Consider the following 14,785-nt stretch of genomic DNA (forward strand, 5'->3'; position numbering starts at 1 on the left):
TTAAAAAGAAATCTCCCCATCCAGTTTCGCCTTGCCTTCCAGGATATCCAGCATCGAATTTTCAACCGTTACTGTGTTGCCGTCGATTTTGGCATTGGCAATTTTGGTTTTTTTGACGCGGTTGGGCAGGTTGTAAATGGTTTTATATTTGGCGGTGCCCAAAAACATTTTCATCATTTCGAGGTCTTCTGCACCAGGAGCATTCTCAGCTTTTACGGCAGGCAAGCGGGTCAGCGATTTTTTGGCCAACTTGAAAGCAACCGAAGTAGGAGCGAGGCCGTCGGTGGGCATGCCGCCCATGCTTCCAGCGCCTTCTTTCATTACTTTGCTCATGTTTTTGAAGAAAAACTCGATGTCTTCAATTTTGTCAAAGTTGAGCTTCATTTGCACCAGGAGCTTTTTGTCCTTATCGCTCATCTTCATGTTCATTTGCGCTTTTTTCCAAAAATCAGGGTTCCCTGTTTCGGCTTTCAGTTCAGCGGGCATATCTTTGAAGTAAATGGTGGTGTCTTTTTCCATTTTGTCCATGCCCAACTTTTTCTGGGCCTCTGCGTCAGCACCAGCTTGGTTCATCAAGTCCTTGAGTGAACCCAATTGTAGAATGGAACTCATATCGATGGTAAAAGTGTAAATTCCCGAGCCGTTTTTGTTCAGGGTCATTTCTTCTACGATGTCGATGCAACCCGTGAGCAAAACGCAAGAGGACAAGAGCAATCCAAAAATCAGTTTTTTCATGTTGTTTGGTTTGTAGTAGGTGCTTTTTTGTGCAACACCATTTTAATTTCTGCCAATAACGCTTAAAAATAATGTTTTTGATACAGAAATGCCGTTTGTTTAGACCGGAGTCAAAACTATATCGATTTTCATTCGTTTTCTTTTCTTCAAAACGCTTCCACACAGATGAATTCCATTACTACTTTAGGGGCTTTAAAAGCCAGTAATTATCAGCCAAAATCGGTAAAAGAAGAACTCCGCGCCAATTTGATCGACAAAATCAAAAACCGCGAAACCGTTTTTGAAGGAGTATTGGGGTTTGAAGACACTGTTTTGCCCGACATCGAGCGAGCAGTACTTTCCCGTCACAATATCTTGCTTTTGGGTTTGCGCGGTCAGGCCAAAACCCGAATCGCTCGTTTGTTGGTCAATTTATTGGATGAGTACATTCCCGTAGTTGCCGGCAGTGAACTCAACGATGATCCACTCAATCCGATCTCTCGTTTTGCCAAAGACCTGATTGCCGAAATGGGCGATGACACGCCTGTTGAATGGATGCACCGCAGCGAGCGCTACGTTGAAAAACTGGCCACGCCCGATGTAAGTGTTGCCGACTTGATTGGCGATGTTGACCCCATCAAGGCTGCCACCCTCAAGATGGCTTACTCTGATGAGCGCGTGATCCACTTTGGCTTGGTGCCGCGGGCACACCGCAGCATTTTTGTGATCAACGAATTGCCCGACTTACAGGCGCGGATTCAGGTATCGCTGTTCAATATCTTGCAGGAAGGTGACATCCAGATTCGGGGTTTCAAACTGCGCTTGCCGCTCGACATCCAATTCATGTTTACTGCCAACCCAGAAGATTACACCAACCGGGGCAGCATTATCACGCCGCTGAAAGACCGCATCGAAAGTCAGATCCTGACCCACTACCCAAAGACCATCGAGATTGCCCGCAGGATTACCCAGCAAGAGGCCAAGTTGACTGCCGCTCAGCGCAGCCAGATTGTAGTGCCTGATTTGTTGCAAATCGTGCTGGAAACAGTTGCTTTTGAAGCGCGGGACAGCGAGTTCGTCGATTCCAAAAGTGGGGTTTCGGCCCGTTTGACCATCTCGGGTTATGAAAACCTGGTGAGTACCGCCGAGCGCCGCTTGCTGATCAACGGCGAGAAAAATACAACCGCACGCCTAACCGATTTTTGGGGCGTGGTTCCTGCTATCACGGGCAAAGTGGAGTTGGTATACGAGGGCGAGCAAGAAGGGCCATACCTGGTGGCCATCAATTTGATGGGCAAGGCATTCAAAAAGCTTTTCTTAGATCATTTTCCTGACCCTGACAAACTGCGCAAAGGCCGCGACCGCGATCCATACGGTGTGATTCGTGCCTGGTTCAGCGGCGGACAGGCAGTGAATCTGATCAATGACATGAGCAACAAGGATTTTCATGCTGCATTGGAAAGTGTAGCAGGTTTGCGCAAATTCGTAGAAGCGACGTTGCCACAGCTCACAGGCGATGAAATTTATACGTACATGGAACTGGTGCTACACGGTTTGGCCGAGTTTCAGGTTGTCAGCAAGGATATGGTGGAGTCAAAAATGACTTTCCGCGATACCCTGGCAGATATGCTCAACGCGGACGATCTGTTCGATGAGGATGACAATTGAAAAACAGATATCGAAAGGCATTCCAGGGTTGGATGCCTTTCGATATCTGCATTTATTTAGATTTCGAGCAAATTCAACGATTAAATCCAATCCCCAATCTCCCATCCAAACTCCGGCGCCACCAACTCCGGCGCATGATGTGGCTTTTTGCGCGCATCGATGATCAGTGACCCTCGGCAGCCCCAATGCTTGTGTTCGGTAAAACTACCGACGCCGTAGAGGTCGTGCGATGGATTGGCACGCGTGAAAGTCACCCAAAGGAAATTGTTGAGGGTAGCGGCTACAAACTGCGGATCGTCGCACAATACCACCAAGGGAAAGCCTTCCAAGCCCTGCTGATTTTCCAGCGCTTTTGCCAGCAAATCCACTTCAGCATAAGATTCTGCTCCATTGAATTTAGGGCCACTGATGGCCAGTACTCCGGGCAGTGCCACTTGTGGACCATTGAAACCCCTTGGTAAATCTAAACCATTAGAGGGTAGGGTAGTGGCCAATTCGCGGCGTTTGTCGCCTCGACAAGCCATCACGACTTTGGAGCCAGCATTCCAGCCTGAGCCCGAGTAATCCAGCGTATCAATGGTCGTTTTGGTATGAAAATGCAAATCCCGGGTCCAATCTACCCGTTCCAGTACATGTCGGAAAAATGCGGCGATGTCGTGGCTGTCCAGTTCAGGATTGTCTTCTGCGGCTGCAATGATCAGGAATTTGGCCAAACTGGTTTGTCCAGAGCCCAGAATGTGGTTGGCTTGGGCCAGAATTTCTTCAGGTACGCGCTCGCGGAAGGGCATGTAGCGCTCGTTGCCGATGGCCAAAAGGAGTGGGTGTACCCCAGACGCATCCACTGCATGAATTTGTTTGATGCCCGGAAACTCTTGCGGAGTGAGCAGTTTGACAATCTTGTGGATGAGGTAACCAAAACTACTGTCTTCCATCGGTGGCCGGCCTACTACGCTGAAATGCCAAAGCGCATCCTTGCGGTGGTAAACCTTGTGGACGTCCATCACCGGAAAATCGTGGGTGAGGCTGTAATAGCCCAGGTGGTCGCCAAAAGGGCCTTCGGGCTTTTTCTCTCCCTTGCGGATGGTACCTGTGATCACAAAATCTGCATCCCCAGATAAGACGTATCCATCCTGCCAGGCATACCGAAAGCGCCGGCCAGCCAACATACCTGCAAAAGTCAGTTCTGACAAGCCCTCTGGCAAAGGCATAATCGCCGAAAATGCATGCGAAGGCGGACCGCCCACAAAAATCGAACAACGGAAATCCTCTTTGCTCTCATTGTATAAGGTGTGGTGCACGCCAATACCGCGGTGCAATTGATAATGCAGGCCAATTTCCTGGTTGGTGATGTATTCGTTGCCGTCCAACTGGATGCGGTACATCCCCAGATTGGATTCCATGATGTTGCGCGAGCCAGGTGGAAGACTAAAAACCTGGGGCATGGTCACAAAGGCTCCGCCATCCATGGGCCAGGATTTGATCAGGGGCAACTGATCAATGGTGGTTTCGCCCCATTGCACCGGAGTTTTACCCAGGCTGCGCATGGGCAAGGCACTCAATGCCGTGAAAGGAGCGGAAAGATAACGGGTCGGGTTTTTGAAAAAATTGGCCGGATCTGCCTTCAATTCAATGACCCGTTTGACCCTTTCAAGGGTATGCCGAAAAACGAAATCGGTACGCTCGTAGGTACCATATATATTGCTTACCGCTTGAAAGGGACTGCCCTTTACTTTTTCGAACAAGATAGCAGGCCCGCCCTGCTCAAAGATGCGCCGGTGGATCTCGGCCATTTCTAGGTTGGGGTCAACTTCTTTTTTAATGCGCAAAAGCTGACCGTGTTTTTCAAGGTCATTTACACAGGCACGCAGGCTGGAGTAACTCATGGATGCTTTGGTTTAAAATCTTTCGGGGAAACAAAAATAAGCAGGAAGAGTTTTGAAGCAATGCAAAGTGAGGATTAATCCAAAACCAAGCCAGAATAACGCAGGGATAACCAAGATTTGGATTCATATTGAAAAAAATTATTGACATGTGTAAATTACTTATTGGGTATGACGTTTTTTTCATAATTCCTTTTTACCTTTCGCCTTCCAAACAAGAATAAACAAAAACAACGATATGCAGCAGTACCATACACTGCTTCATCACATCCTGAAAAATGGATCGCGAAAGCATGACCGTACGGGTACAGGCACCATCAGTGTTTTTGGTTATCAAATGAGGTTTGACCTCAACCAAGGATTCCCACTCATCACCACGAAGAAAGTCCACGTCAAGTCGATTATCCACGAGCTATTGTGGTTTCTCAAAGGAGATACCAATATTCAATACCTTGTGCGCAATGGCGTAGGCATTTGGAACGAATGGCCTTTTCAGTTTTGGTTGCAAAACCATTTTCCTGATTTGGCCAAAGAAAAGTACAGCCCAGCCTGGAAAGACAAGTTGGGTGAATTTGTGGAGCGCATCAAAACGGATGATGACTTTGCTGCCCAATGGGGAAACCTGGGGCCGGTATATGGCCAGCAATGGCGCAATTTTGAAGGAGTGGATCAAATTGTACAAGTAGTAAATGACATTCGCATCAACCCAGACTCCCGGCGTTTGCTGGTCTCAGCCTGGAACCCCAAAGACATCCCCGTGATGGTCAAGTCGGGCTTGCCGCCATGTCATGCTTTGTTTCAATTTTATGTTGCAGACGGCAAACTCTCCTGCCAACTGTACCAGCGTTCTGCCGATGTGTTTCTCGGCGTTCCTTTCAATATTGCTTCCTATGCCTTGCTCACGTTGATGATGGCACAAGTTTGTGGCCTTCAGCCAGGAGAATTCATCCACTCTTTTGGCGATGCCCATTTGTACCTCAATCACCAGGAGCAAGCAGCGATTCAACTTTCCCGTGAACCGCGCCCACTTCCCAAAATGACACTCAATCCTCAGGTTTTGGAAATCTTTGATTTTCAATTTGAAGATTTCACCCTCAGCGATTACAATCCATACCCCGCAATAAAAGCAGAGGTATCTGTCTGATTCAAGGGGAAATTGATTTATTTAGAGCTGATCTAAATAGCTTACAGTTTCCTCAAAAGTTTGTTAAAAAGATATAGCTAATCATATCTTTGCGCTGACTGAAAAATGACAGTTTAGACAATCTTGTTATACTAGGTTATAAAACGCAAGTACGATGATATTTAAGTCTCTGACTAGCCGAGTACTGCTCATTGCAACTCTGATGTTTGGCACTGTGGCCATGTTCGGCCAAGGTGCAGCAAAGGGCGATGACAAGGCGGGGAAAACCCTCTTTCAAAATAATTGTGCTTCTTGTCACAACAAGAACATGAAACAAGACCTCACCGGTCCAGCTCTGGGTGGGGTTGAAGAACGTTGGGCCGCTTATCCACGCACAGATTTGTACAAGTGGATACGCAACTCTCAATCCATGGTCAACAGCCACCCACGCGCCAAAGAATTGTGGGCCAAGTGGCAACCAACCGTGATGAACAGCTTCAATGCCTTGAGCGATCAAGACATTGACAACATTCTTACCTACATCCAGTGTATGTACGATGGTTCTTGTGACCCTGCTGCCGCTGGTGTTGTCGGTATTGCTGCCGCGGGACCAGAGAAGCCAAAGAGCAACACGCTGCTGTTTATTTTACTGGCAGGCATTTTGGGTATTTTCGCGGTAGTGCTTGCGCGGATCCTTTCCAACCTCAACTACATGTTGGCTGTAAAAGATGGCCAAGCTGCCCAGCGTCAATCCATGAAGCAAATTTTGCTCAGCAAAGGGGTAATCGCTTTTGTATTGTTTGCTGCGGTTGTTTTAGGTGGCTACACTACGGTCAACAAAGCCGTTGCACTAGGACGCCAACAAGGTTACCAGCCAGAACAGCCCATCAAATTCTCGCATGTTACGCACGCAGGAGTTCACAAGATCAATTGCAACTATTGTCACGATAGCGCACGCCGCAGCAAACATTCCTCGATTCCTGGGGGTAATACTTGTATGAACTGCCACCGTGCCATCAAAGTTGGTTCAAAATATGGTACTGCTGAATTGACAAAAATCTACGCATCGGTAGGTTACGATCCTAAAGCAGACAAATACATTGAGAATTACGAGAATCTTTCTGAAGCTCAGATTCAGTCCAAGTTTACAGCCTGGATTGAAGACAATGCGATCCAAGCCGGAAAATCTCCTGATGCGGCCATCAAAGAAGGTGCAGAACAATGGGAAGCCATCAAAGAATCCCTGACTGATGCCAAAACTGGCGACAGCAAGATTCAAGGCCCAGTAGAATGGGTGCGTATTCACAACCTGCCTGACCACGTTTACTTCAACCACTCCCAGCACGTTTCAGTGGGTAAGGTAGAATGCCAAACTTGCCATGGTAAGGTCGAAGAAATGGAATTGCTACAGCAGCATGCGCCACTGTCTATGGGTTGGTGTATCAACTGTCACCGTCAAACGGAGGTTAAATTTGCAGACAATGGCTACTACAACAGCTACTACGCTAAGTACCACCGGGAACTGCAAGAAGGCACCCGTAAGAAAGTCACAGTTGAAGACGTTGGTGGCCTGGAATGCCAAAAATGTCATTATTAACCCGCGACTTTTGTCGTGGATTTATGCGATAACGCCCACGCCAGCATAGTGGGAATTCGGATAACCATACGCATCAACTCAGATGAAAAATCAAAATAATGAAATCTGGATCGGTACTGATCAAATTGCCAACGATCCGATTTACAACGAAATAACCAGTCAGGAGTTTTACGAGCGGCCATTATCTGAACATTTGGTCGAAGATAAAGCGATGGAACTGAATGCCAATCGCCGTGACTTTTTGAAGTACATGGGTTTTGGTTTGGGAGCAGCCACCATTGCTGCTAGTTGCGATATTCCAATCAGAAAGGCTATTTCGTATGTAACCAAGCCTGACGAAATCGTTCCAGGAGTAGCTACCTATTATGCTTCTTCTTTTGTAAATGCTGGTGATTATTGCGCAATTTTGGTGAAGACCCGCGAAGGTCGCCCCATCAAAATTGAAGGCAATACGCTTTCCAGCGTTACCAAAGGTGGAACCAGCGCACGTGCTCAAGCCAGTGTATTGAGTTTGTACGATTCAAATCGTTTTGATGGCCCTTACCGCATCAAAGGTGGTAAAGTAGATCGTGCAGATGCGCGCTTCGGCAAAGGCCCTTCTCAAGCAGCCATCGACAAAGAAATCACGGCCAAATTGAACAGCGGTAGCCGCGTTCGCATTGTAGCTCCAACTATCATGAGCCCAATGACGAAGCAGGCCATTGCTGATTTTAAGGCCACTTATGCCAATACAGAAGAAGTAATTTACGATCCATCTTCCAGCTCGGCTTTGTTGCAAGCAAACGAGCAATGTTTTGGAAATGCTACAGTTCCTGCTTACCGCTTCGACAAAGCCGAAGTGATTGTAGGTTTCGATTGCGACTTTTTGGGTACCTGGGTTTCGCCAACCGAGTTTGCAAGCCAGTACATCCAAAACCGCAAAATCAAAGATTTAAAGCAAACCAAAATGTCTCGCCATTATCAGGTAGAGGCACATTTGAGTTTGACCGGCTCTAACGCTGATAACCGGATTTTGGTTAAACCATCTCACCAGGGCGCTGCGATCGTTGCATTGTACAACGAAGTTGCTGGTTTGACTGGCGGAACCAAAGTATCTGGCCCTGCGCTTCCTGCTGAAACTGCGGCCAAGTTCAAGGCAGTTGCCAAAGAACTGGTAGCTGCCAATGGCAAAGCACTGGTGGTTTCGGGTTCCAACAATACCGGAGAGCAAGTACTGGTAAACGCACTGAATGCGATGTTGGATTCGTATGGCAATACCATTTCATTTGCCAATGCTTCTAACCAACGCCAAGGACAGGACAAAAACATCCAGAAGCTGATCCGCGAAATGGCAGGTGGCCAAGTGGATGCAGTGTTCTTCTTCGACGGTGTTAACCCTGCTTACGACCTTCCCAACAGCGACAAGTTCCTTGCAGCGGTAGCGAAAGTGAAACTCAAGGTTTCTCTGGCGCTTTCTCCTAACGAAACAGTATTGGCTTGCGATTATGTCGTACCAACCAATCATTACCTCGAAAGCTGGGGCGATGTGGAGCCTAAGCAAGGCCATTTCAGCTTGATTCAGCCTACTATTTCTCCTTTGTTCAAAACCCGTCAGGCAGAAGAATCTCTGTTGACCTGGGCGAAGAGCGAGAAATTGAGCAAGGATTCTGAGCATCCAATTTACGAATACCTGGCGGCTACATGGGAAGCCAACATCTTCCCAAAACAAAGCCGCTTCAATATTTTCCAAAACTTTTGGGACAGCACGTTGCACGATGGTATTTTTGAAGTCCCATCTGCTGAAGTTCCTGAATTTGGTTTCGGTGGCGATGTAAGTGCCGCTGCTGCCAAAGTACGCAAGCCTGCTGCTGAAGGTTTGGAAATCGCCTTCTTTGAAACAGTCAACCTGGGAGATGGCCGTTATGCCAACAACCCCTGGTTGCAGGAAATGCCAGATCCAGTTGCGCGCACCGTATGGGGCAACAACCTGGCTGTTCCACTTAAGTACGAAGGTGGCATTCGCTTCACTGCCCTGAACGACCTCAACCAACGCGAAATGTACGGTTCTGCCGATTTCGTAGAAGTGGAGGCCAAAGGCCAAAAAGTGAGCACTACTGCGGTACGTCAGTTTGGACAAATGTGGGATACAGTTGGTATGGCCATTGGTTATGGCCGTGAGTGCACTGGTTATCCAGGTCGCGCCATTGCCGACAAAGTTGGCGCCAACGTTTATCCAATGATGAGCATTGATGCGGATGGCAATACCCAGTACTACGCTGTAAGTGTCAAAGTATCAGAGTCGATTGGAAAAGACGAAGATTTTGCTTGCGTACAATACCACCACGGTATGGGTATGACGGGCAAAGACAAAGACGGCAAGCAAATCAAAGCAAGCAACGGCAAGGATTTGAACCTTGACGAACATACTTCTATGACCTTGGGCCCTGGTTACCAGGGCGGTATAGTTGATCGTTCCATCATCTACAAGGGCAATATCAAAGAATTGGCTGAGCTGGGTGAACACATCACTGAGAAGCGTACCGAGGCTCAATATTTGAATGAGCAAACCCTTTACCCATTTGACAAGTACGTAGCTGACCGCTACAGCCAGTCACAATGGTGGGCAATGCACGTTGACCTCAACGCCTGTATTGGTTGTGGCGCGTGTCAGATAGCTTGTGTAGCTGAAAACAACGTTCCTGTAGTTGGTAAATTTGAGGTGTCTCGTCACCACGAGATGTCCTGGCTGCGGATCGACCGTTACTTCTTTGGTGATTACGAAACACCAAACGTGGTATACCAACCGATGATGTGCCAGCACTGCGACAACGCACCTTGTGAAAACGTTTGTCCAGTAAACGCAACGAATCACAGTTCTGAAGGTTTGAACCAAATGTCTTACAACCGTTGTATCGGTACGCGCTATTGTGCAAACAACTGCCCTTATAAAGTGCGCCGGTTCAACTGGCTTGATTATACCGCTGCCGATCTTTTCCCAATCAACGAAAACCACCTCAACGCAGAAGAGCTGCCTTACACCGCAGACAACCTGATGCGGATGGTATTGAACCCGGATGTAACGGTTCGTTCTCGTGGGGTAATCGAAAAGTGTAGCTTCTGCGTACAGCGCATCCAGGAAGGTAAGCTGACTGCAAAGCGCGAAGGCCGCAAACTGAAGGAAAATGACATCAAGTCGGCTTGTCAAACCGCTTGTCCTACGGGAGCCATCATTTTTGGTGACCGCAACGACAAAACGGCTGAAGTAAGCAAGCGGATGGAGCATCCGTTGAATTACCTCGCATTGGAGGAAATCAACGTACAATCTTCAGTAAGCTACCAGGCAAGAGTGGTTAACCGCAACGAAGGACTTGACGCATAAAGTTGTTGAGCAGCTGGGGATTTATTCACTAGCTGCTCAACTTCTTAATTCAAATATAAGTAAGAACCTACAAGCCGCGATTTAAATCGTGGGATAAAAATAACATCATGAGTGGACACATTTCTCCAATACGGGAACCCTTAATCACGGGTGCAAAGACGTACCACCAAATTACGGAGGACATCTGCGGGCCTACCGAACGTACGCCTTCCTTTGCCTGGATGATTGCTTTCATTCTGGCCGTACTTGGGCTTGCTGTATACGTATTCTGCGTAACCTGGACCATTTGGGTAGGTATCGGTTCCTGGAACCTTAACCGTACAATCAACTGGGGTTGGGACATTACCAACTTCGTGTGGTGGGTCGGTATCGGTCACGCGGGTACGCTGATTTCAGCGATCTTGTTGCTGTTCCGTCAAAAATGGCGGACTGGTGTAAACCGTGCAGCAGAAGCGATGACCATCTTCGCGGTAATTTGCGCTGGCCAGTTTCCTTTGATCCACATGGGTCGCCTCTGGTTGGGCTTCTTTATCTTCCCTTATCCAAATACGCGTGGCCCGTTGTGGGTCAACTTCAACTCTCCACTGTTGTGGGACGTATTTGCGATCTCGACTTACTTTACGGTTTCTTTGTTGTTCTGGTATACGGGTTTGGTGCCTGACTTTGCCACGGTTCGTGACCGTGCATCGGGTTTCCGCCGCAAAATGTACGACTTTCTGGCCTTTGGCTGGACGGGTTCTGCCAAGCACTGGCAACGTTGGGAAAGTTTGTCGCTGATTTTGGCGGGTTTGTCCACTCCGCTGGTATTGTCGGTACACACCATCGTATCCTTTGACTTTGCTACTTCGGTTATTCCTGGATGGCACACCACCATCTTTCCTCCATACTTCGTTGCGGGTGCGATCTTCTCTGGTTTTGCCATGGTGCAAACCTTGATGATCATTACCCGTAAAGTGTTGAATCTGCAGGATTACATTACCCTGGAGCACATTGACAGTATGAACAAGGTGATCCTGGCAACGGGTAACATCGTAGGTGTTGCTTACCTCACCGAGTTGTTCATCTCCTGGTATTCTGGGTACATCTATGAACAATTTGCCTTTTACAACCGTTTGATGGGGCCTTACTATTGGTCATACATCGGGATGATGGCTTGTAATGTGATTTCTCCACAGATTTTCTGGAGCAAAAAACTGCGCAAAAACATTTCGATCACTTTTGCGATGTCGATTTTCATCAACATCGGGATGTGGTTTGAGCGTTTTGTAATCATCTCTACTACGTTGGCTCGTGATTATTTGCCATCTTCCTGGAGCTATTATTCTGCTAGCTGGGTAGAGGTTGGTCTTTTCGTTGGTACTTTGGGCTTGTTCTCTACATGTTTCCTTGCGTTCACCCGCCTGGCACCAGTAGTGGCCATTGCCGAAATCAAGAGTATCCTGAAAAACGCCGGCGACCAATATGTAGGTATGAAAAATGCGCAAAAGCATCATGTGCATGAATCTGTTGGCACTGATGGCGTTGCTGACGTTCATTAATTCAAACTCCAGGACATCTAAAAAAAGAAGTGTAATGACAAGATCTCCAAATAAAGATGTACTCTTTGGTCTTTATGATGACGAGACCAAGATTCTAGGTGCAGTAAATCAGGCCCGCGCTGCGCACTTGGACATATACGATGTGTTCACTCCATTTCCGGTTCACGGAATGGAAGATGCAATGGGTTTCACGGAAAGCCGGATTCACCAAGCGGGTTTCATATACGGTTTGATTGGTACACTTACCGCATTTCTGGGCATGACCTGGGTATTCACCAGCGATTGGCCCATCATTTTCGGTGGTAAACCTTACTGGGCTGTACCTGCATTCATTCCGGTTACTTTTGAGTTGACCGTACTTTTTGCCAGTATCGGTATGGTGGTTACTTTTTACACCATTTGTGGATTGGGGCCTGGGGTTTCAAACCCAACCCTGCACGACCGCATCACTGACGATAAGTTTTGTTTGGCTTTTGATATAACGGATGTTTCGGAAGATGAGAAATCCAAATTCAAGGCTTTCTTGCAAGCATCTGGTGCGGAAGAAATTGACCAAAAGCACATTTAACCCGGACTACCGGTCAATGTCTGAACCAAGGAAAATCAAGCAATGATGAAAAACTTTAAATATATTCTTTATTCAGTGGTGGCTGTTGGTTTGCTTTACTCGTGCACACCTGCGGGAGGTAACTTTGCTGGTACAGAATACATGCCAGATATGGCGCACTCTGTTGGTTACGAATCTCAATCTTTTGCCAATTACAAGCGCAACAACTGGGACAGTGCAAGCGTAATCAGTCGCAAGTTTTTGTCTCGCCCTTTGGATCCAGCAGAAGGAACCATTCCACGTGGATATGCTGGTTTCAGCTTTTCGGGCCCAGAAGCTTATGATTCAATCATGAACATCCTGAGAGGTGGCAATAAACTCAACGCGATTGCGGTACCCGTAAATGGCAAAGTGCCTTATCACTACACGGATACTGAAGAAGAACGCATCCGGGCCAGCAAAGCCATCGTGGGCAATCCATTCCCGATTACGGAGGCTGGTTTGGCCAAAGGCAAGGAACTTTACGAAATTTACTGCGGTATTTGCCATGGTGAAAATGGTGGAGGCCAAGGTTATTTGGTGCGTGATGCCAACCCTGCCAAGGGCGATTTGGGCGGCGTTTATCCCGCTGCTCCAGCCAATTTTTTACTGGATACCTTTTACATCTCTAACAACGGGCGGTTTTACCATGCCATCATGTACGGCAAAAACGTAATGGGAGGGTATATAGAGAAGTTGAGCTTTGAGGAGAGATGGCAAGTGATTCACCACATCCGTTCTTTGCAGGCAACTGCCAAGGGCTTGGTGTACAATGCCAGTGCGAATACACTGAATCCAAACTTTGGAATCCCTGCTGTATTGGTCAAAAAATCTGCGCCTGCTCCAAAATTGCTTTCTGCACCTGCTCCGGCGAGTGAAGTTGGCAAAACCAAGAGTGGTAAGTAATTGATGAAAACCCTTTTGAAGAAAACATAAATAACCGACGAGCAATGAACCAATTTACCTTTGAAGCCAAGCAAAAGACTTTCTTGCTCGGGTTTATCATACTCGGTCTGCTATGCCTGGTGTTGTCTTATTTTATTGACTCCGAACCCATGCATGTGCGTTTTTGGACTAACTACCTGCACAATACCGTGTTTTTCGCGGGAATTGCTGGTATCTCGATGTTCATTCTTGCCGCCTTTACCACTGCATGGGCAGGTTGGCATACGGGAATGAAACGCGTTTGGGAAGCATTTTCTTTGTTTTTGATACCAGCAATGGTTCTTTTCCTCCCCATCATCATCGGTATGTGGGGACAATTTCACCATTTGTACCACTGGGCTGATCCCCATGCGGTAGAAACGGATGCAATTCTTAAAGGAAAATCTAGTTTCTTGAACAAGTACTGGTATACCTTCGGAACCTTTATCATTTTGGGTGGCTGGGCTTACTTCGCATACAAAAACCGCAGTTTGTCGGTTGCTGAAGATGAAGATGGCCAGGGCGTAGCCGACAATTACTGGCACCACCGCAAAATGCGCATTTATGCCGCTATTTTCTTGCCCGTATTTGGTTTCACCAGTGCAGCAGTGTTGTGGCAGTGGGTTATGTCTGTCGATGCACATTGGTATTCTACCTTGTTTGCGTGGTACAGTGGCGCAAGCTTGTTCATTGCAGCAATGGCCATCACCATCTTGATGATGATTTACCTGAAGGGCCAGGGGTACTTTGAGCACATCACGTCCAACCACGTGCATGATTTGGGCAAGTACCTTTTTGCCATTAGTATTTTCTGGACTTACATGTGGTTCTCTCAGTATATGTTGATTTGGTACGCAAACATAGGGGAGGAAACCATCTATTATCGGATGCGTTTGGACAACTATCGGCCATTGTTTTTCGCCAATTTGATCATCAACTTTGTGTTGCCTTTCTTCATTCTGATGCGCAACGACAATAAGCGCAAATACGGGCCGATGGCTATTGCCGCTATTTTGACTTTGTTTGGCCACTGGTTGGATTTCTTCCTGATGATCAAACCAGGTGCTCGCCTTACTGCGATTGAAGCTGCTGCTGAACACGCTGCTGCCGGACATCATGGTGGAGAAGCTGCGCATGCAAGCGAGAAATTCCTGAGCTTTGCCATGGGATTCAGTATACCTGGACTATTGGAACTGGGGATTTTCCTCGGATTCCTGGCCGGATTTGTATATTTTGTATTCACTCGGCTTGGAAAAGCCAATTTGGTTCCACAGAATGATCCATACCTCGATGAGGCAATGCACCACTCTGTATGGCCATTTCCTGAAGATGGGCATGGTGCCCATGATGCACACCACTAATTTAGATCTATTCTAAAAAAGTAAAATGCATCCTTG

10 protein-coding genes are annotated in these 14,785 nt (G+C 47.4%); 8 read left to right on the plus strand and 2 right to left on the minus strand.

Going from position 1 to position 14,785, the window contains the following annotated elements:
* Nucleotides 1-735 carry a hypothetical protein gene (locus ABW391_RS14645; RefSeq protein WP_353482633.1) on the minus strand — a complete coding sequence of 245 codons (735 nt, stop codon included), beginning with the start codon at nucleotides 733-735 and terminating at the stop codon, nucleotides 1-3.
* 165 nt (nucleotides 736-900) lie between these two features.
* Between ABW391_RS14645 and ABW391_RS14650 the strand changes: the two genes are divergently transcribed.
* Complete coding sequence (locus tag ABW391_RS14650) at nucleotides 901-2,382, plus strand: P-loop NTPase family protein (RefSeq protein WP_353482634.1); 1,482 nt, start codon at nucleotides 901-903, stop codon at nucleotides 2,380-2,382.
* 80 nt (nucleotides 2,383-2,462) lie between these two features.
* Here ABW391_RS14650 and ABW391_RS14655 read toward each other — a convergent pair whose 3' ends face one another.
* Nucleotides 2,463-4,265, minus strand: coding sequence for a UbiD family decarboxylase (locus tag ABW391_RS14655; protein ID WP_353482635.1), 1,803 nt, complete (start codon nucleotides 4,263-4,265; stop codon nucleotides 2,463-2,465).
* Between the two features lie 235 nt (nucleotides 4,266-4,500).
* On the opposite strand from ABW391_RS14655, the gene thyA reads away from it, so the two are divergent.
* From thyA to ABW391_RS14690, 7 genes are all read left to right on the plus strand, one after another.
* On the plus strand, nucleotides 4,501-5,406 hold the full coding sequence (gene thyA, locus ABW391_RS14660; RefSeq protein WP_353482636.1) for a thymidylate synthase: 906 nt from the start codon (nucleotides 4,501-4,503) through the stop codon (nucleotides 5,404-5,406).
* A 154-nt stretch (nucleotides 5,407-5,560) separates the two neighbouring features.
* Nucleotides 5,561-6,982, plus strand: a complete 1,422-nt coding sequence (locus tag ABW391_RS14665) for a c-type cytochrome (protein ID WP_353482637.1) — start codon at nucleotides 5,561-5,563, stop codon at nucleotides 6,980-6,982.
* A gap of 82 nt (nucleotides 6,983-7,064) precedes the next feature.
* Complete coding sequence (locus tag ABW391_RS14670; protein WP_353482638.1) at nucleotides 7,065-10,340, plus strand: TAT-variant-translocated molybdopterin oxidoreductase; 3,276 nt, start codon at nucleotides 7,065-7,067, stop codon at nucleotides 10,338-10,340.
* A 107-nt stretch (nucleotides 10,341-10,447) separates the two neighbouring features.
* The gene (gene nrfD, locus ABW391_RS14675) at nucleotides 10,448-11,878 is read left to right on the plus strand and encodes an NrfD/PsrC family molybdoenzyme membrane anchor subunit (protein ID WP_353482639.1); all 1,431 of its coding nucleotides are present in this window, start codon (nucleotides 10,448-10,450) and stop codon (nucleotides 11,876-11,878) included.
* A 34-nt stretch (nucleotides 11,879-11,912) separates the two neighbouring features.
* On the plus strand, nucleotides 11,913-12,446 hold the full coding sequence (locus ABW391_RS14680) for a DUF3341 domain-containing protein (protein ID WP_353482640.1): 534 nt from the start codon (nucleotides 11,913-11,915) through the stop codon (nucleotides 12,444-12,446).
* 45 nt (nucleotides 12,447-12,491) lie between these two features.
* Entirely contained in the window at nucleotides 12,492-13,370 is an 879-nt protein-coding gene (locus ABW391_RS14685; RefSeq protein WP_353482641.1) for a c-type cytochrome, read from the plus strand.
* A gap of 44 nt (nucleotides 13,371-13,414) precedes the next feature.
* Complete coding sequence (locus ABW391_RS14690) at nucleotides 13,415-14,749, plus strand: hypothetical protein (RefSeq protein WP_353482642.1); 1,335 nt, start codon at nucleotides 13,415-13,417, stop codon at nucleotides 14,747-14,749.
* Nucleotides 14,750-14,785 lie beyond the last annotated feature (36 nt).

Origin of the sequence: Haliscomenobacter sp. (assembly GCF_040403615.1) — a bacterium.
Classification (GTDB): domain Bacteria; phylum Bacteroidota; class Bacteroidia; order Chitinophagales; family Saprospiraceae; genus Haliscomenobacter.